We start from the raw sequence: 19386 nt of genomic DNA, 5'->3' as shown, positions 1-19386 counted from the left end.
TATTAAGCTTTTTTCCCTGATTGCAGTAAAGAACGAGTTAAAATCAACACGGGAATAATCCCCACTAAAATAAGCACTAAGGCGGGCAAAGCGGCGCGTTCAAGCTGTTCATCTGAAGTAAAGGTGAAAACGTGGGTGGCGAGCGTATCAAAATTAAACGGACGCAACAATAAAGACGCATTGAGTTCTTTCATACTTTCAATAAAAACCAGCAATAATGCAGTGAAAATGCCTTTGCGCATTAGGGGTAAGTGGATTTTGCGCCAAATTCCCCCAGATTTATAGCCTAACATTCTGCCTGCCATATCTAAAGACGGCGGAATTTGGCTCAAGCTAGTTTCTAAGCTACCCAAAGCCATTGCTGAAAAGCGGATCACATAAGCGGACACCAAGGCGAAAATTGAGCCTGAAAACACCAAGCCCAGCATTGGCAAATCAAGCCATTTTAACAAGCGGTTAAGTTGATGATCGGCAAAGGTAAAAGGAATTAACAAGCCGATTGCCAGAACTGTTCCGGGAATAGCGTAACCTAGCGCAGAAAAGCGCACGGCTATTTTTGCCAAAGGTGTTGGGCGTAACCTTGCCCAAAAGTGCATTAATAACGCTAAGCATACGCAGATGATCATTGCTAGCCCAGAAACTAGCAAGCTGTTTTGGCTATATTGCCAGAAATCTGCTGTCCACGCTTGTTCAAAATAGATAATTGACCAATAACTCAGCTGAAAGAGCGGGATAAAAAATGCAAGAATAATTAACAGTGTGCTGAATAACAATAATCCCCAGCCTAGTCCATTGAGCCGTTGGGTTTGCGCAGGACGCTGTCCTGAACGTTGATAATAGCGCTGCTGGCGGCGTGCATAACGCTCAATGCTGATAAATAGCACTAACAACCCGAGCATAAACAGAGAAATCTGCGCTGCGGCTTGCAAATCGCCAAAGCCAAGCCAAGTGTCGTAAATCGCCGTAGTGAGTGAAGGAATGGCAAAAAACGCTACCGTGCCAAAATCGCCCAAGGTTTCCATTGCCACCAAAGCACAACCCACCGCAATAGCTGGTCGGATAAGGGCAAAGGTAATTTTGTAAAACACACGCCAGCGGCTTGCGCCCAACAGTTTTGCGCTTTGCTGTAAATTGTCGCCTTGCTCCATCAACGCCATTCTGACTAATAAGAAAATATAAGGATACAACGACAGCGCCAAAATAAAGCAAGCGCCGCCTAGACTGCGAATGGAAGGAAACCAATAATCTTGCTTGCTTTGCCAATCAAACCAAGTGCGTAAACTTTGTTGCACGATGCCGGGATAGTCTAAAAAATCCGTGTAAAGATAGGCAGATAAATACGCAGGAATGGCAAGGGGCAGGCAAAGTAACCATTGCAACAGCGTTTTGCCAACAAAATGATAACGCGACACCAAAAATGCGCAGGGCAAGGCAAAGCATAAACTGAGCGCAGTTGTGCCGAATACCAAGCTTAGAGAATTGAATAAATAGTCGGTAAACACCGTTTGCCATAAATGTTGCAAACTGTGCAACGAGCCTTCAAACGCCGAAAACAACAAGGCGATAATCGGCAGCAAGAAGAACCCCAATACCGCCAATAATGCGATAAGTGCGGTGCTTTTTGCGAAAAAATTTTTATGTTTTGCGGAATTATCCATAATCAAAATAAAACTAGCCTATCCCTGATGGGTATAGGCTAGCATAGATTGGATCTATTACAGATCAAATTTTACTTCATCGATTAATTTCAACGCATTTTCATAGTTTTCTGCGATTTTTTCTAATGGCAGATTATCTTGTTTAAATTCACCCCAAGATTGCACCAATTTAGATTTTTGTACAGACGGTTTTACTGGATATTCGTGGTTCAATTCAGCATAAAGATGCTGTGCTTTATCGCCACTTAAAAATTCCACTAATTTCACCGCATTGTCTTTATTTGGGGCATATTTCGCGATCACCACACCGCTAATATTCATATGTGTTCCCACGGTTTCTTGGTTTGGATAGTTGATGTAAGCCGCTTCCGCCCAGCTTTTTTGTTTTTCATCTTCAAGCATTTTGCCGTAATAATAGCTATTGCCTAATGAATAATCGCACACGCCTTCTTTAATGGCCTTCACTTGATCACGGTCGCCACCCTGTGGTTTTTGTGCCAAGTTCGCTTTTAATCCTGTTAAGAAATCTTTGGCTTTTTCTACGCCATCGTGAGCAATCATTGAGGCAATTAACGAAACATTGTAAGAATGTTTGCCTGAACGCACACACACTTTGCCTTTCAACTCAGGTTTGGCTAAATCATAGTAAGTGAAGCTTGCTGGCAATTTACCCACGCGATCTTTCGATGAATACACCACGCGCGCGCGACTGGTTAGCGCAAACCATTTGCCTTGGCTATCACGGAATTGTGCGGGAATGTTGCTATCTAACACCTTGGATTGAATAGGCTGTGCTAAGCCCGCATTCACAATTTCCATCACACGGCTAATGTCCACGGTTAATAGTACATCAGCCGGGCTAAGCTCACCTTCACGTTTTACCCGCTCAACTAAGCCTTTATCGGCAAAAATAAAATTCACTTTCACGCCCGTTTCTTGCTCAAATTGTTTCAAGATAGGTTCGATCAAATAAGGTTGGCGATAAGAATAGACATTCACTTCGTTGGCGGCGAAAGCAGGCGCTGCAAACGTGGTTAATAAGGCCAAAGCAGATACTGTTTTTTTCATTGCACGTTCTCCGTGGTAAAAGTTGGTAATTGGTTAAAATCTCTGCGTTTTTGCACCGCACTTTGCGTAGAAAATAGAATTTCTCCTTTTGAATTCAGTGAAAAACGCCTGTTAAATTTAGCTGAAACTTTTTAGCCAAGCTTTGTTTTAGCTAGCATTGACTTTACCGAAAAAAATACGACAAGTAAATAAAAATTATTCTCATCTTTATCTCAAAAGTGCGGGCTTTTTTACCTATTTTTACAAAAAATTTTTTGCTATTCTCTTGAAAGGAAAAAATCCTGCCCCATATTGAAGATACTTTTTTGTTTTAAAACCTCAACTTAAGAAGGAAATTACAATGAATATTCGTCCATTACACGATCGTGTGATCATCAAACGTGAAGAAGTGGAAACCCTTTCTGCTGGCGGAATTGTTTTAACTGGTTCTGCGGCGACTAAATCAACCCGTGCAAAAGTGCTTGCAGTGGGTAAAGGGCGCATTTTAGAAAATGGTACCGTGTTGCCTTTAGATGTAAAAGTTGGCGACACCATTATCTTCAATGATGGCTATGGCGTGAAAGCGGAAAAAATTGATGGCGAAGAAGTGTTAATCATTTCTGAAAGCGATATTTTAGCTATCGTAGAATAATCTCAAATCAATCATCAAAAAGTGCGGTTATTTTTCACCGCACTTTTAGCAAAATTAATTATTAAGAAGGAATAAAAAATGGCAGCAAAAGACGTTAAATTTGGCAATGATGCTCGCGTAAAAATGCTTAACGGTGTAAACATTCTTGCAGACGCAGTGAAAGTCACCCTTGGCCCGAAAGGTCGTAATGTAATTTTAGACAAAGCCTTTGGCGCACCAACGATCACGAAAGACGGCGTATCCGTTGCGCGTGAAATCGAATTAGAAGATAAATTCGAAAATATGGGCGCACAAATGGTGAAAGAAGTGGCCTCTAAAGCCAATGATGCTGCAGGGGACGGTACAACAACAGCAACCGTATTAGCCCAAGCTATCGTAAATGAAGGTTTAAAAGCCGTGGCTGCGGGAATGAACCCGATGGATTTAAAACGCGGTATCGACAAAGCCGTAAGTGCAGTCGTGGCGGAGTTAAAAAACCTCTCTAAACCGTGCGAAAGCTCAAAAGAAATTGAGCAAGTGGGAACAATCTCAGCTAACTCAGACAACGTTGTAGGTAAATTAATCGCCGAAGCAATGGAAAAAGTGGGCAAAGAAGGCGTGATCACCGTAGAAGACGGCACAGGTTTAGAAGATGAATTGGCAGTGGTTGAAGGTATGCAATTCGATCGTGGTTACCTTTCACCTTATTTCATCAACAAACCAGAATCTGCAACTGTAGAATTTGACAATCCGTTCATTCTTTTAGTGGACAAAAAAATCTCTAACATTCGTGAATTATTGCCAGTGTTAGAAGCCGTTGCGAAAGCAGGTAAACCATTGTTAATTATCGCTGAAGATGTGGAAGGCGAAGCCCTTGCGACCTTGGTGGTGAACACAATGCGTGGTATCGTGAAAGTGGCTGCGGTAAAAGCACCAGGCTTTGGTGATCGCCGTAAAGCAATGTTACAAGATATTGCGATTTTAACTGCGGGTACTGTGATTTCTGAAGAAATCGGTATGGAGTTAGAAAAAGCAACTTTAGAAGATTTAGGCCAAGCAAAACGTGTTGTGATCAACAAAGACAACACAACTATTATTGATGGCGTGGGCGAAGAAGCGCAAATCAAAGACCGTGTTGCACAAATTCGTCAACAAATTGAAGAAAGCACTTCAGATTACGACCAAGAAAAATTACAAGAACGCGTGGCAAAATTAGCGGGCGGCGTGGCTGTAATTAAAGTGGGTGCGGCAACTGAAGTTGAAATGAAAGAGAAAAAAGATCGCGTTGAAGATGCTTTACACGCAACTCGTGCAGCTGTGGAAGAAGGTATCGTAGCTGGTGGTGGTGTTGCCTTAATCCGTGCGGCAACTAAAGTTGCAGCAAGCTTAAAAGGCGATAATGAAGAGCAAAATGTGGGTATTAAACTTGCCTTGCGTGCAATGGAAGCGCCATTACGCCAAATCGTTACCAACGCTGGGGAAGAAGCCTCTGTGGTGGCAAGTGCGGTGAAATCGGGTGAAGGAAACTTCGGTTACAACGCTGGTTCTGAGCAATATGGCGATATGTTGGAAATGGGTATCCTTGACCCAACAAAAGTAACCCGCTCAGCCCTTCAATTCGCCGCTTCTATCGCTGGATTGATGATTACCACTGAAGCGATGGTAACCGAAATTCCAAAAGAAGATAAAGTAGACCTAGGCGCTGGTATGGGCGGTATGGGTGGAATGGGCGGTATGATGTAATTCGTCCCAACTTCTCATTTTTAAAGTGCGGTGGAAATTTTTCTGATTTTTAGATTTCTATTGCACAACTCCCCGTAGTTTTAGCTACGGGGATTTTTTTATCATTGGAATAATACGTTAGAAAAAAATCATCAGCATAAAAGAAGAACAAGTTAGAAAATGAGTTACGATTGCTTGTTTTGTCAAAAGTGCGGATATGTTTTTAGAAAAATAAATACAAAATAAGAATAAATAAAAGTTTGTTAATAAGAAATGATTATAATGGCACGCCCTATTGGATTCGAACCAATGACCTACGGCTTAGAAGGCCGTTGCTCTATCCAGCTGAGCTAAGGGCGCATTTCAAATGGATATAGATAAAAAAAGAAGTGGTCGGCGAGATAGGATTTGAACCTACGACCCACTGGTCCCAAACCAGTTGCGCTACCAAGCTGCGCTACTCGCCGACAGATGTGTAGCATTATAAGTAGCTTTCATTATCAGTCAATGAATTTTTTCTATTTTTTATTTAATCGCTCAAAATTATCTCAATTAGGCTTACATTGGAATGTTTTTTTTGAGAAAATAGCAAACGTTTACTTTCTCAGTATTTCATTTTAAGGAAAATGTAATGACGGCACAAATCATCTCTGGCACAGCTCTCTCTAAAGAAATCAAATCAGAAATTGTTGAAAAAATTCAACAATATACCCAACAAGGCAAACGTGCGCCAGGGTTAGCGGTCATTTTAGTTGGCGCCGATCCTGCCTCGCAAGTTTATGTTGCCAGCAAACGCAAAAGCTGCGAAGAAATAGGAATGTTTTCTAAGTCTTATGATTTGCCTGAAAGTACATCGGAACAAGAATTGCTTGCTTTAATTGATGAGCTAAATGCAGATCCACTAATTGATGGTATTTTAGTTCAGCTGCCTTTACCTGCTCATATTAATAGCACTTCTGTTATTGAACGTATTTCACCGAACAAAGATGTAGATGGCTTCCACCCATATAATGTGGGCCGCTTATGTCAGCGTATTCCTACACTGCGTGCTTGTACTCCTTACGGTGTCATTAAACTGTTAGAAACCACAGGTATTGATTTTTATGGTCAGCACGCCGTGATTGTAGGAGCGTCCAACATTGTAGGGCGTCCAATGGCGTTAGAGCTATTACTTGCAGGCTGTACTGTTACGGTAACACATCGTTTCACAAAAGATTTAGAACACCACGTGAAACAAGCGGATATTCTAGTGGTTGCCGTAGGAAAGCCACAATTTATCCCCGGCGAATGGATTAAAGAAGGCGCAGTGGTGATTGATGTAGGAATTAACCGTGTGGACGGCAAACTTTCTGGTGATGTGGAATTTGACAAAGCAAAAGAAAGAGCAGGTTACATCACCCCAGTACCAGGAGGGGTTGGCCCAATGACGGTTGCGATGTTAATGTTTAATACATTGTATGCTTATGAAAAGCATTTAGTCGATAATAAATAAAAAATACCAGAAAAAATCACCGCACTTTTAAAAATAATGCCCAGTAATAGGGCATTATTTTTATGTCTTAATTTTTATTCTTTACCACTTTAATGGCAGCATAAAAAATCACAATCAAAAAGAAATAGAAAATATTTCCTGAATTATGGCTAAAGAAACTTTGTGAGAAATTATAAAACATTGTAGATGTAACGTGAATGATCCCCAAACTAGAAAGGCATAATAGTTCTGGATTATCTGTTTTTAAGTTACTAATAAAAAAGCGTAAAGGAACAATAAAAACAAATAATAAGGCTATAAGTCCAATTAGCCCTTTTTTTACTGTATCATCAATAAATTGATTATGATTATGCACGAAACTTGCTGCATACTCACTAATAATGCCTTCTTTTGCAAGCTCTTGCTTTTTATCATAAATACCTTGTTTTCCCCAACCTAAAATAGGTTTTTCTTGAATAGCAATCCAAGAAGCTTTCCACATATCGAAACGGGCACCAACAGAAGTAGAAGTGTTTTCGCTACTCACATATTGCGTAATATCTGCTTTAGCCGCATTGATGCGATCAATAATGCCTCCTGTGTTGGTGAGAGAAACAATAACAACAAATGTTGAAATTGTAGAAAATAGGATAGGAAAGAAATATTTAGGCAGTTTCTTGCGATAAATATATAAGGTAAATGCCAATATAAATGGTACGCCAATCCAGCCACCACGAGCGGTAGATAAAATGCTTCCTAATACTCCCATTAAGGCACAGAATAATACGAGTAGAGCAAATTTCTTATTTTTATTTGTCCAAAAATATAAGCTAATACAAATTGAAAATACACCTAAACTCATAGCCATATCACCGCCTTGAATATGCATAACATTGCTATATGCTTGTTCATACCCAAGATAAAAACGCTGAATAAGTGCAATAATTCCAGCTAATAGGGCAGAGAAAGGGATAACTTTTATTAAAATATGAAAGCTAAGTTTGTAATTAACTAATAATGGAATGATTGGTAAGAATAGTAAAATGCGACTAGGATTATCTAATTCGTTTAATTTTCCGTGATGGAATAATACAGAAAATGCAAGTGTTGCAAAGTAGAAAAAATAACTGAAAGCTAATGTCTTTTGTTCGTTATTAAATTTAAAGATATTTTTTCTTTCTTTACTTGTTATAAAAAGGATAAGTGTCGCTAAAATGAGCAAGGCGGGTGCTATGTTATAGCTACGCTTAAAAAGAAATATTGATAAAAAATAAATTGAAACAGCAGTGTTTACAAATAAATAACTAAAAGAATAACGTTTATTAAGCATAAATCATAACCCAAATGAAAAATTCTGGATTTAAGTATGCGTGAAAATGGTTAAGATTGCTAGTGCTGCGGTAAAAATTAGGCTGACGTTGTATCAGCCTTAAGTTTATCTCAAAAACGCAGGAATATTTTTCTCGTATTCTGCAATGGCGTTTTCGTGTTGCAGGGTGAGGCCGATGTTGTCTAAGCCGTTTAATAGGCAGTGGCGGCGGAATTCGTCTAGTTCAAAGGGATAGACTTTTTCGCCTACGGTGACGGTCATTTTTTCTAAATCCACATCAATGGTTTTCCCTTGATTTTCAGCCACCCATTGGAAGATTTCTTCCACTTCTTCTTCGCTTAAACGGATTGGCAACATATGATTATTTAGGCTGTTGTTGTAGAAAATATCCGCAAAGCTCGGGGCGATCATCACTTTGAAGCCATAATCAGCCAATGCCCAAGGGGCGTGTTCACGGGAAGAACCACAGCCAAGATTTTTGCGTGCCAATAAAATGCTTGCCCCTTGATATTGCGGGTAGTTCAGCACAAAATCAGGATTCGGCTGTTTGCCCTCTGCATCAAGATAACGCCATTCGTGGAATAAGTGTTTGCCAAAGCCAACTCGCGTGATGGCTTGCAAAAATTGTTTTGGGATAATGGCATCGGTATCTACATTTGCCACATCTAAAGGCACGACAATGCCTGAATGTTGTTTAAAGCCTGCCATAATTTCTCCTTAATATAATTCCACTTGGCGAATATCAACAAATTTACCAAACACCGCTGCCGCCGCAGCCATTGCTGGGCTCACAAGATGAGTGCGACCATTGCGCCCTTGACGACCTTCAAAGTTACGGTTGCTGGTGGAAGCACAACGTTCCCATTCGCCTAATTGGTCATCATTCATTCCTAAACACATTGAACAACCAGGGTTACGCCATTCAGCCCCTGCTTCGATAAAGATTTTATCTAAGCCCTCTTTTTCGGCCTGTTCTTTTACAAGACCAGATCCCGGAACCACCAACACGCGTTTTACGTTATCAGCAACTTTACGCCCTTTCATCACCGCGGCAGCAGCGCGTAAGTCTTCAATACGCGAGTTAGTGCAAGAGCCTATAAAAACTTGATCAACGGGGATTTGAGTTAAATCCGCATTAGCTTCTAACCCAATATAAGCTAAGGCTTTTTCAGCAGAAGCACGAACCACAGGATCATTCATTTCTGCGGGATTTGGCACGGTTTGATCAATGCCGATCACTTGCCCTGGGTTTGTTCCCCAAGTTACTTGTGGTGAAATATCTTTCGCGTCTAATACGATCACCGTATCAAATTCTGCGCCCTCATCGGTTTTCAAGGTTTTCCAATACGCCACTGCCTCGTCCCAATCTTTGCCTTTCGGGGCATAAGGGCGGTCTTTCAAGTATTCAAAAGTCGTTTCATCTGGTGCGATTAATCCTGCTTTTGCACCAAGTTCAATGGCCATATTGCAGACGGTCATTCTTCCTTCCATAGAAAGATCACGAATGGCTTCACCGCAAAATTCTACAACGTGTCCTGTGCCACCTGCCATTGTGGTTTTGCCAATAATAGCAAGCACGATGTCTTTTGCCGTAATTCCTGGGGCAACTTTGCCACGCACTTCAATTTTCATATTTTTCGCACGGCTTTGTTTTAAAGTCTGGGTGGCTAAAACGTGTTCCACTTCAGATGTGCCGATACCAAATGCCAATGCCCCAAATGCCCCGTGGGTAGCAGTGTGTGAATCCCCACAGACGATAGTCATTCCCGGTAAGGTTAAACCTTGCTCTGGCCCCATAACGTGAACGATACCTTGTTGCTTGGTGTTCATATCGAACAATTCAATCCCTGTATTGGCACAGTTTTTGGCAAGTTCTAATACTTGGATTTTGGCTTGTCCTTCTAATTTATTCACATCACGCACTTGCGTTGAAATGCTGTGATCCATTGTACCGAAAGTTTTACCCACTTGACGCACTTGGCGATTGGCAACACGCAATCCGTCAAAGGCTTGCGGGCTGGTTACTTCGTGAATTAAATGGCGATTGATGTATAAAATCGGTGTTTCGCCTTCTGATTCGTAAACGATGTGAGCATCGAATAATTTGTCGTATAGGGTTTTTTTCATATTTATTACTCGTTTTGTGAACCTACTTTTTTGCTTGTGCAAAAAAGTAGGCAAAAAAGCACACCCTGCTGTTTTGCTTTTCCTCGCTTAGAATGAATTTTCTTAACGGAAAATTTATAACTCGGCACTTTGTGCCTCAGACAAACTAAATTTTCCTAAAAATTCATTCACACTCGGGCAAAACAGAAGGGAACCCGAAGGTGCGCTATTCTTATTTTGGTTAAATTAAAAGAGAGTGAGTATCTCATTTTCCCCTCTTTGATAAAGAGGGGGCTAAGGGGAGATTTTTAAATCTCAGCCACAATAAGATCACCCATCTCTTTCGTTGAAACAGGCGCACTTTCATCTGCAAGATCTGCGGTGCGGTAGCCATTTTCTAGCACTTTTTTCACCGCACTTTCTATTGCGGTGGCGGCGTCATTGAGATCAAAGCTATAACGCAACATCATTGCGGCGGAAAGAATTTGTGCGATTGGGTTGGCGATGCCTTTGCCGGCGATGTCTGGGGCTGAGCCTCCTGCAGGTTCGTATAAACCGAAACCTTGTTCGTTTAGGCTGGCGGAAGGAAGCATTCCCATTGATCCCGTGATCATTGCACATTCATCAGAGATGATGTCGCCGAAAATATTTGAGCAGAGCAACACATCAAAAAATTCAGGTTGTTTGATTAATTGCATCGTGGCGTTATCAATATAGATATGATCCAATCTCACTTCAGGATAGTCTTTTGCCACTTCTTCCACTACATCACGCCATAGGGTAGAGCTGATCAATACGTTGGCTTTATCCACTGAAGTAACGTGTTTAGTGCGTTTCATTGCGGTTTCAAAGGCCACTTTGGCGATACGCTCAATTTCATAGCGGTGATAGATTTCCGTATCATAGGCTTTTTCGTTTTTCCCTTCGCCCTCACGACCTTTAGGCTGACCGAAATAGATCCCGCCGGTTAATTCACGCACCGTTACCATATCAAAGCCTTTCGCCGCAATATCTGCACGCAATGGGCAGAATTTTTCTAATCCTTTGTATAGAGTTGCAGGGCGTAAATTACAAAATAGAGCAAAGTGTTTACGCAATGGTAATAATGCGCCGCGTTCAGGTTGTTGATTTGGCGGTAAGTTTTCCCATTTAGGCCCTCCCACTGAACCAAATAAAATTGCATCACTTTCTTCGCAGCCTTTTAAGGTTTCTGCTGGCAATGGCGTGCCGTGTTTATCAATGGCGATACCGCCCACATCAAAATGGCGAAAGTTAAGCTGAAAGCCATATTTTTGCTGTACAGCATCAAGCACTTTGATGGCTTCAGCCATAATTTCTGGGCCAATGCCATCGCCACTTAATACGGCGACATTATAATTTTTCATCACATCACTCCTTAATTGATTGCATTTTTGCTTAATTTTAAATTTTCTACTTTATGCGAGCGGTAGATCGCATTAATGGCGTGGATAAGCGCACGGGCTGAAGATTCCACAATATCCGTTGCCAAACCCACACCGTGGAAACGGCGTCCTTTATGTTCCACCACAATATCCACTTGCCCAAGCGCTTCAGCCCCTTCCCCTTTCGCAGTTAAGTTATAGTTCAACATTTTTAAATCAATATTGGTGATTTTCAAGATAGCGTTAAACACTGCGTCCACAGGGCCATTACCGCCGCTGGATACTTGGCTTAATTTCTCGCCATCCAATTCCACTTGCACGAAAGCGGAAGCAGGCAAATGGCTAATCATTTGCGAGGTGATTACATCAAGGGTTAAGCGATCTTCATCACCCTGTTGCATATCAATAAAGGCAAGGGCTTCTAAATCGTAGTCAAAGACTTGCCCTTTTTTGTCCGCTAATTTCAAGAAAGCTTCGTATAATTTATCCAAATCATACTCATTTTCTTGATAACCCATTGAATCCATATGGTTTTTCACTGCAGCACGGCCAGAACGTGCAGTCAAATTCAATTTTTCTTTCTTCAAGCCAATGGTTTCTGGCGACATAATTTCATAGGTGTTTTTATTTTTCACCATACCGTCTTGGTGAATGCCCGAAGAATGGGCGAAAGCATTCGATCCAACAATAGCTTTATTTGGCTGAATTGGCATATTACATAATTGGCTAACCATTTGGCTGACGCGGTGGATTTCTTGCGTATTAATGCGCGTATCCACGCCAAACAAGGCTTGACGTGTTTTAATCGCCATTACCACTTCTTCCAAAGCGGTGTTACCTGCACGCTCACCAATACCATTTACCGTACATTCAATTTGTCGCGCGCCATTTTGCACCGCAGTTAAAGAATTTGCCGTTGCCATACCCAAATCGTTGTGGCAATGCACAGAAATCACCGCTTTATCAATATTCGGCACGCGGTTCATTACATTGGCGATAATATTGCCATATTCCATTGGCAAGCAATAACCCACGGTATCAGGAATATTCACTGTGGTTGCCCCTGCTTTAATGGCAGCTTCCACAATACGACAAATATTATCAATGCCCGTACGCCCTGCATCTTCGCAAGAAAATTCTACATCATCGGTATAACGGCGCGCGCGTTTTACGGCGTTAATCGCCATTTCTACCACATCATCAAACGTGCGGCGTAATTTAGCTTCAACGTGCAAGGCAGAAGTGGCAATGAAAGTATGAATACGAAAGGCTTCTGCCACTTTTAACGCTTCTGCCGCCACATCAATATCTTTATCTACTGCGCGCGATAAGGCACACACTCGGCTATTTTTAATGTTTTCCGCAATGGTACGGACGGATTCAAAATCCCCCGCGGAAGACACAGGAAAACCCACTTCCATTACGTCCACACCAAGACGTTCAAGGGCAAAAGCGATTTGTAATTTTTCTTTTACTGTCAAACTGGCTTTCAACGCTTGTTCACCATCGCGTAAGGTGGTGTCAAAGATAATCACTTGATCTTGCATAATCTGTCCTTTCATTTTGAAGATATAAAAAAACCCGCCTAAAAAGTGCGGGTCAAATTTGGGAAGTTTTTACCTTGGTGTTTTTCATCCACAAGCTAGCCGCACAAAAACTGTGAGAGAAGCAGGTGGAGTGAGAGTAAAACACGAGTAAACATAAAACATAATCCTTCTTGAAAACGAGTTTTATCTTACTAATTAAAAATAAACTGTCAAACAAAATTTTAGCATTTTTATCCAAGGTAAACGATTTACAAGAATTTGAGATAGATTAATAAACTATTATTTTGTGGATAAAAAGATAAATATTTTGAGTTAGGTAAAAGGTTTACTTTTTTATACCGCACTTTTTTAGAAATGGCGTGGATAAAATTTATTACATTTTTTTCTCAAAACGGCAAAAAGCAATTTTTGCGTTAAATCAATAACCACCTATAAATACTACAAAAGAGTTAGTTTTTCTTTTGTGGAATAACTACGCTCACCTATGCCCTTGTGATAAAATCACTGCACTTTTCCTTATAGGTGAATTTTATGTCAATAATCAATCAATTACAGCTCGAACAAATTGCCTGCCAGCGTGGCGATAAAACCCTGTTTACGGATTTATCGCTCACTTGGCAAAGTGGTGATTTTGTGCAGATTGAAGGACATAACGGCATTGGCAAAACCAGCTTGTTACGCATTTTAGTTGGCCTTGCGCCACCTTTGGCAGGGCAAGTGTGTTGGAATGGGCAGGCGATCAAACAATGCCGCGAAGATTATTATTACCAACTGTTGTATTTAGGCCATCACGCAGGCATTAAGCCAGAGCTAACCCCTTGGGAAAATTTGAAATTTTATCAAGCCATTAGCCAATGTCAGCAAGGGGAAGAGGCGCTTTGGCAAGCATTGGAAAAAGTGGGATTGATTGGGCGCGAAGACGTTATTTCTGGGCAACTTTCTGCAGGGCAACAACGGCGAATTGCTCTTGCGCGTCTATGGCTTTCCCAAGCGCCATTATGGATTTTAGATGAGCCTTTTACCTCCATTGACAAAAATGGCGTACGCATTTTAACGCGTTTATTTGAACAGCAAGTGGAAAAAGGCGGAATGGTGATTTTAACCAGCCACCAAGAAATTCCAAGCGAACAATTACAAGTGTTAGATTTAGAGAAATATAAATTTTATTCACACCGCGAATAGCTTCATCATAGATAAAGTGCGGTGCAAAATTAGAGAATTTTTTATGCAGATATTTGCGCAAATCATCAAACGGGAATTATGCATTGCGATGCGAAAACAAACGGAGATTCTCAATCCGTTATGGTTCTTTTTGATTATTATCACCCTGTTTCCGTTAGTGATTGGCCCTGAACCAAAATTGCTGGCAGAAATCGCCCCCGGGGTGGCTTGGGTAGCGGCATTGCTTTCCGCGTTGCTTTCTTTTGAACGTTTGTTTCGCGATGATTTTATTGACGGATCGCTGGAGCAATTAATGCTCAGCTCTCAACATTTAGCCTTAACCGCCTTAGCGAAAGTGGTAGCGCATTGGTTATTAACCGGCTTGCCGCTTATTTTGCTTTCACCCATTGCGGCGTTGTTGCTTTCCCTCGACAGCCATTTATGGTGGGCGTTGGTGCTAACCTTGTTGCTTGGCACGCCAATTTTAAGCTGCCTTGGCGCGATTGGCGTGGCGCTCACTGTTGGGCTGCGCAAAGGCGGCGTGTTGCTGAGTTTATTAGTGTTACCCCTATTTATTCCAGTGTTGATTTTTTCTGCGTCCGTCCTTGAAGCAGCAGCACTTGCCTTGCCTTATAACGGGCAACTTGCTATTTTGGGCGCAATGTTATGTGCGGCACTGACCTTATCGCCTTTTGCCATTGCGGGGGCATTACGAATTAGCCTTGAATAAGGCACAAGTTTTTATTTTTTGATTAAAGGAAAGATTGATTATGTGGAAATGGCTTCACCCTTATGCCAAATCAGAAACCCAATACCATTTATGCGGAAAATTTATTCCTTGGTTTGTGGTGCTTTCAACCTTATTAATTGGCTCCGCCTTAGTTTGGGGCTTGGCCTATGCGCCAGCAGATTATCAGCAAGGCAACAGCTTTCGCATTATGTATATCCACGTTCCAGCGGCGATTTGGTCAATGAGCATTTATGTTTCAATGGCGATTGCGGGTGTGATTGGTTTGGTGTGGCAAATTCGCCAAGCTCATCTTTCTATCATCGCAATGGCGCCGATCGGCACGGTATTCACCTTTATCGCCTTGGCAACAGGTGCAATTTGGGGCAAACCAATGTGGGGAACTTGGTGGGTGTGGGACGCGCGACTTACCGCATCATTAATCTTATTTTTCTTATATTTAGGCGTGATTGCGCTGTATTCTGCTTTCCAAGATCGCACAACAGGAATGAAAGCGGCAGCGATTTTATCCATCGTCGGTGTGATCAATATTCCAATTATTCACTTTTCAGTGGAATGGTGGAACACCTTGCACCAAGGGGCGAGTATCACGAAGTTTGAAAAGCCGTCCATCGCCACGCCAATGTTAATTCCATTAATTTTATCGATTTTCGGTTTTATGGCCTTAACCATTTGCTTAACCTTAGTGCGTTATCGTTTAGCGTTATTAAATGATGAGAAAAAACGCCCTTGGGTGAAAGCGTTAGTCAGTCAGCAAAAAATTTAACCAATTTGCACCGCACTTTCGTTTTCGTAAAAATAAAGTGCGGTGGTTTTTTCAAGAATTTTTAATTTTATAAGGATAAGATGATGTTTTTTGAATCTGTGAGTGATTTTCTGAATATGGGGGGCTACGGTTTTTACGTTTGGCTTTCTTATGGCGTTTCTTTCTTAGCCATTGCGGGTTTGATCTTGCAAGGCGTAATGAGCAAGAAAAAACTTATAAATGAAATTAAGCGCGAACAACAACGCGCGCAATATGAACAAAACCGCAGAACAGGAGAAAGCCTATGAATCCAAGACGTAAATCGCGCTTAACCATTGTGTTATTTGTGTTAATTGGCGTGGCGGTGGCGTCATCACTGGTGCTGTATGCGTTGCGTCAAAATATTGATTTATTTTACACCCCAACGGAAGTGATCTACGGTAAAAATGACGATGCGGAAACTAAACCGAAAGTAGGGCAGCGTATCCGTGTGGGCGGAATGGTGGTGGCAGGCACGGTGAAACGTGATGACAAAAGCCTGAAAGTAGTGTTTGATCTTAACGATATTGGGCCTTCGATCACCGTGGAATATGAAGGCATTTTGCCCGATTTATTCCGTGAAGGGCAGGGCATTGTGGCACAAGGCGTGCTAAAAACACCAACGTTGTTGGAAGCAAGTGAAGTGTTAGCGAAACACGATGAAAATTATGTGCCGCCAGAATTAGGCGAGCAAATGAAAAAAGTGCATAAACCAATGGGTATTTCAGATTTAACGGGCGAAAGCGAGCGTGATCGTCAAGAAAAACAAGAAGGTAAATAATGATCGCAGAATTAGGAAACTATGCGTTAGCCTTGAGTTTGGGCGTTTCCCTGCTGTTGGCGTTTTTCCCTTTATATGGCGCAGAAAAAAATAACGCGCAGCTAATGGCATTGGCGCGCCCAATGACTTATGGGCTATTTTTCAGCCTAACTTTAGCTTTTGCCAGTTTATTTTATTTATTCGCCACCAACGATTTTTCCGTGCAATATGTGGTGAATAATTCCAATACCAACTTGCCGTTGGCTTACCGCTCATCCGCCGTGTGGGGTTCGCACGAAGGATCGCTATTGCTATGGATTTGGTTGCTCACCTTATGGAGTGCAGCAGTCGCCTTTTTCAGTAAGCCGTTACCGCAAGAAGCGGTCGCGCGCGTGCTGGGGGTAATGGGCGTGATTACCATTGGTTTCTTAATTTTCGTCTTATTCACCTCCAATCCTTTTGATCGCACATTTCCTGATTTCCCTGTGGAAGGGCGAGAGTTAAATCCGCTGCTGCAAGATGTCGGCTTGATTTTCCACCCACCGCTACTTTATATGGGCTATGTAGGTTTTTCCGTAGCATTTGCCTTTTCCATTGCGTCATTAATGACAGGCAAACTAGACACTGCCTGGGCAAGATGGTCGCGCCCTTGGACAATGGCGGCTTGGGTTTTCTTAACTTTAGGGATTGTTCTTGGCTCTTGGTGGGCGTATTACGAACTCGGCTGGGGCGGCTGGTGGTTCTGGGACCCAGTTGAAAACGCGTCACTAATGCCTTGGTTGGCAGGAACGGCATTATTACATTCTCTTGCGGTAACCGAAAAGCGTGGCTCGTTTAAAGCTTGGACAGTATTGCTTGCGATTTTAGCCTTTTCCCTTTGTTTGCTCGGCACATTCCTTGTGCGCTCAGGTATTTTGGTTTCTGTTCACGCTTTTGCGTCCGATCCAACTCGTGGGCTTTATATTTTGGCTTATTTGATCGTGGTGATTGGCGGTTCGCTTACCCTGTATGCCTACAAAGGCAACCGTATTCGCTCAAGAGATAATGCCGAGCGTTATTCCCGTGAAACCATGTTATTGCTCAATAATATTTTATTAATGACCGCACTTGCGGTGGTCTTTTTAGGCACATTATTGCCTTTGGTGCATAAACAACTTGGCTTGGGCAGCATTTCGATTGGCGCGCCGTTCTTCGATCAAATGTTCCTATACATTATGATCCCGTTTGCCTTATTACTTGGCATTGGGCCTTTGGTGAAATGGCGCAGAGATCAATTTTCTGCCATTAGAACGCCAGTGATTATCAGCCTAATTTTGATGCTAATTGCTGGCTTTGTACTGCCTTATTGGTTACAAGATCGCATCACCGCAACCTCCGTGCTTGGCGTGATGATGTCGGTGATTATCACTGTATTGGCATTATACGAATTACAACAGCGCGCCACGCACCGCCACAATTTCTTTGTGGGGCTAAGCAAACTTTCTCGTTCCCATTGGGGAATGGTGTTGGCGCATCTTGGTGTAGCGATGACCGTTTGGGGCATTGCCTTTAGCCAAAACTACAGCATTGAACGTGATGTGCGAATGAACGTAGGCGACAGCATTGATATTGCGGGTTATGATTTCAAATTCCAAGGCATTAGTGATGCCAATGGCCCGAATTATCTCGGCGGCAAAGCGGAAATTGAAATCAGCAAAAACGGCAAATACGAAACCACATTGTATGCTGAAAAACGTTTTTATACCGTGAGTAAAATGTCAATGACAGAAGCGGCGATTGACTGGGGCTTTAGTCGCGATCTTTATGTGGCCTTAGGCGAAAGCCTTGGCAATGGTGCGTGGGCATTGCGTTTATACTACAAACCGTTTATCCGTTGGATTTGGTTCGGCGGCGTATTTATGGCGTTAGGTGGCTTGCTCTGTATGCTTGACAGACGCTACCGTTTCAAACAGTTATTAACCAAAGCTCAAACAGAATAAGAAGGTCGTGATGAATAAAAAATATGCTATTCCTTTGATTTTATTTTTAGCGCTAACCATCGCCTTTTTCGTGCAATTACAACGCAATTCCAACGGTGATGATCCTAAAGCCTTGGAAAGTGCTTTAGTGGGCAAGCCCGTGCCAGCAGCAACTTTGCAAGATCTGTTTGAGAATAAAACGCACGATCAAGGCATTTTCCAACAAGGTAAACCGATCTTATTGAATGTGTGGGCGACTTGGTGTCCCACTTGCTATGCGGAGCATCAATATTTGAATCAGCTCCATTCACAAGGGGTAACCATTATCGGTGTGGATTACAAAGACAAAACGGACAAAGCCATTAAATGGCTGAAAGATTTGGGCAATCCTTATCAGCTTGTGATTAAAGATGAAAAAGGATCGTTCGGGCTAGATCTCGGGGTTTATGGTGCACCAGAAACCTTCATTATTGATGGCAAAGGTATCATTCATTATCGCTATGCAGGGGACGTGAACGAAAAAGTATGGCAAAGCACCTTGCAGCCGATTTATCAAAAATTAATGGAACAAAAATAATGCGAAAAATTCCTTATTTTTTCACCGCACTTTTATTTTGCGCCATCACGGCAAAGGCAGCTATTGAAGTGCGAAATTTTGCTTCAGTGCAACAGGAACAGGATTACCAAAGCCTAACTCAAGAGCTACGTTGCCCGCAATGCCAGAACAATAATATTGCCGATTCCAACGCCACCATTGCCGTGGATATGCGAGAGAAAGTGTATGAATTGCTCAGCCAAGGGCAAAGCAAACAGCAAGTGGTGGATTATATGGTACAACGTTACGGCAATTTTGTTACCTACAATCCACCGCTCACACCGGCTACGGTGTTACTTTGGGCTGTGCCAGTTTGCCTTGTGTTGTTCGGCGGCATTTTAGTGTTACGCCGTAAACCGAAAAAACAACCACAGGCAAAACAAAGTGCGGTGCAAATTAATGATGAAAATTTAACCCAAGCGGAACAGCAACGTTTACAACAATTATTAAAGGATAAGGAATAAA

At 42.1% G+C, this 19386-nt stretch carries 18 protein-coding genes and 2 tRNA genes; 11 read left to right on the top strand and 9 right to left on the bottom strand.

Features of this window, described 5'->3' with window-relative positions:
- Nucleotides 1-2 precede the first annotated feature (2 nt).
- Both ACNAV8_RS06265 and ACNAV8_RS06260 read right to left on the bottom strand, forming a co-directional pair.
- Nucleotides 3-1658, bottom strand: a complete 1656-nt coding sequence (locus tag ACNAV8_RS06265) for an ABC transporter permease (RefSeq protein ID WP_103855520.1) — start codon at nt 1656-1658, stop codon at nt 3-5.
- A gap of 57 nt (nt 1659-1715) precedes the next feature.
- Nucleotides 1716-2726 carry a Fe(3+) ABC transporter substrate-binding protein gene (locus ACNAV8_RS06260; protein ID WP_103855521.1) on the bottom strand — a complete coding sequence of 337 codons (1011 nt, stop codon included), beginning with the start codon at nt 2724-2726 and terminating at the stop codon, nt 1716-1718.
- Between the two features lie 340 nt (nt 2727-3066).
- Between ACNAV8_RS06260 and ACNAV8_RS06255 the strand changes: the two genes are divergently transcribed.
- Together ACNAV8_RS06255 and groL are read left to right on the top strand one after the other, a co-directional pair.
- The gene (locus tag ACNAV8_RS06255) at nt 3067-3357 is read left to right on the top strand and encodes a co-chaperone GroES (protein WP_017806817.1); all 291 of its coding nucleotides are present in this window, start codon (nt 3067-3069) and stop codon (nt 3355-3357) included.
- Nucleotides 3358-3435: 78 nt separating this feature from the next.
- A complete protein-coding gene (gene groL / locus ACNAV8_RS06250; protein ID WP_415777398.1) occupies nt 3436-5079 on the top strand; it encodes a chaperonin GroEL in 1644 nt (547 codons plus the stop codon).
- A 262-nt stretch (nt 5080-5341) separates the two neighbouring features.
- Here the strand turns inward: groL and ACNAV8_RS06245 are convergent.
- Nucleotides 5342-5418, bottom strand: a tRNA-Arg gene (locus tag ACNAV8_RS06245).
- Nucleotides 5419-5448: 30 nt separating this feature from the next.
- Nucleotides 5449-5525, bottom strand: a tRNA-Pro gene (locus tag ACNAV8_RS06240).
- Nucleotides 5526-5689: 164 nt separating this feature from the next.
- Here ACNAV8_RS06240 and folD point away from each other — a divergent pair.
- A complete protein-coding gene (gene folD, locus ACNAV8_RS06235; RefSeq protein ID WP_415777397.1) occupies nt 5690-6550 on the top strand; it encodes a bifunctional methylenetetrahydrofolate dehydrogenase/methenyltetrahydrofolate cyclohydrolase FolD in 861 nt (286 codons plus the stop codon).
- Between the two features lie 67 nt (nt 6551-6617).
- Here folD and ACNAV8_RS06230 read toward each other — a convergent pair whose 3' ends face one another.
- From ACNAV8_RS06230 to leuA, 5 genes are all read right to left on the bottom strand, one after another.
- Nucleotides 6618-7859, bottom strand: coding sequence for an O-antigen ligase family protein (locus tag ACNAV8_RS06230; RefSeq protein ID WP_415777396.1), 1242 nt, complete (start codon nt 7857-7859; stop codon nt 6618-6620).
- 105 nt (nt 7860-7964) lie between these two features.
- Nucleotides 7965-8567 (bottom strand): 3-isopropylmalate dehydratase small subunit, encoded by a 603-nt coding sequence (gene leuD, locus ACNAV8_RS06225; protein ID WP_103855523.1) that lies wholly within the window; start codon nt 8565-8567, stop codon nt 7965-7967.
- A 9-nt stretch (nt 8568-8576) separates the two neighbouring features.
- Nucleotides 8577-9986: a 3-isopropylmalate dehydratase large subunit gene (leuC, locus tag ACNAV8_RS06220; protein WP_103855524.1), complete on the bottom strand. Its 1410-nt coding sequence runs from the start codon at nt 9984-9986 to the stop codon at nt 8577-8579.
- Between the two features lie 287 nt (nt 9987-10273).
- Nucleotides 10274-11350 carry a 3-isopropylmalate dehydrogenase gene (gene leuB / locus ACNAV8_RS06215; protein ID WP_103855525.1) on the bottom strand — a complete coding sequence of 359 codons (1077 nt, stop codon included), beginning with the start codon at nt 11348-11350 and terminating at the stop codon, nt 10274-10276.
- Nucleotides 11351-11361: 11 nt separating this feature from the next.
- On the bottom strand, nt 11362-12915 hold the full coding sequence (gene leuA, locus ACNAV8_RS06210; protein ID WP_115249487.1) for a 2-isopropylmalate synthase: 1554 nt from the start codon (nt 12913-12915) through the stop codon (nt 11362-11364).
- Nucleotides 12916-13446: 531 nt separating this feature from the next.
- Between leuA and ccmA the strand changes: the two genes are divergently transcribed.
- The 8 genes from ccmA (at nt 13447) to ACNAV8_RS06170 (ending at nt 19385) form a co-directional block, all read left to right on the top strand.
- The gene (gene ccmA / locus ACNAV8_RS06205) at nt 13447-14097 is read left to right on the top strand and encodes a cytochrome c biogenesis heme-transporting ATPase CcmA (protein ID WP_103855526.1); all 651 of its coding nucleotides are present in this window, start codon (nt 13447-13449) and stop codon (nt 14095-14097) included.
- 43 nt (nt 14098-14140) lie between these two features.
- Nucleotides 14141-14806, top strand: a complete 666-nt coding sequence (ccmB, locus tag ACNAV8_RS06200) for a heme exporter protein CcmB (protein WP_103855527.1) — start codon at nt 14141-14143, stop codon at nt 14804-14806.
- Nucleotides 14807-14846: 40 nt separating this feature from the next.
- Nucleotides 14847-15590, top strand: a complete 744-nt coding sequence (locus tag ACNAV8_RS06195; protein ID WP_103855528.1) for a heme ABC transporter permease — start codon at nt 14847-14849, stop codon at nt 15588-15590.
- A gap of 83 nt (nt 15591-15673) precedes the next feature.
- The gene (ccmD, locus tag ACNAV8_RS06190) at nt 15674-15877 is read left to right on the top strand and encodes a heme exporter protein CcmD (RefSeq protein WP_103855529.1); all 204 of its coding nucleotides are present in this window, start codon (nt 15674-15676) and stop codon (nt 15875-15877) included.
- A complete protein-coding gene (ccmE, locus tag ACNAV8_RS06185; protein ID WP_103854200.1) occupies nt 15874-16389 on the top strand; it encodes a cytochrome c maturation protein CcmE in 516 nt (171 codons plus the stop codon). Before ccmD ends, ccmE begins: the two co-directional genes overlap by 4 nt.
- On the top strand, nt 16389-18347 hold the full coding sequence (locus tag ACNAV8_RS06180; RefSeq protein WP_103855530.1) for a heme lyase CcmF/NrfE family subunit: 1959 nt from the start codon (nt 16389-16391) through the stop codon (nt 18345-18347). The genes ccmE and ACNAV8_RS06180 overlap by 1 nt, the downstream gene beginning before the upstream one ends.
- Before the next feature lie 10 nt (nt 18348-18357).
- Nucleotides 18358-18903 carry a DsbE family thiol:disulfide interchange protein gene (locus ACNAV8_RS06175; protein WP_194750693.1) on the top strand — a complete coding sequence of 182 codons (546 nt, stop codon included), beginning with the start codon at nt 18358-18360 and terminating at the stop codon, nt 18901-18903.
- Nucleotides 18903-19385 carry a cytochrome c-type biogenesis protein gene (locus ACNAV8_RS06170; protein WP_415777395.1) on the top strand — a complete coding sequence of 161 codons (483 nt, stop codon included), beginning with the start codon at nt 18903-18905 and terminating at the stop codon, nt 19383-19385. The genes ACNAV8_RS06175 and ACNAV8_RS06170 overlap by 1 nt, the downstream gene beginning before the upstream one ends.
- Nucleotide 19386 lies beyond the last annotated feature (1 nt).

The organism is Avibacterium endocarditidis, assembly GCF_965138825.1.
Taxonomy (GTDB): domain Bacteria; phylum Pseudomonadota; class Gammaproteobacteria; order Enterobacterales; family Pasteurellaceae; genus Avibacterium; species Avibacterium endocarditidis.
The sequence above is the reverse complement of the archived record's forward strand: the minus strand, read 5'-3'. Positions and strand labels throughout refer to the sequence as shown.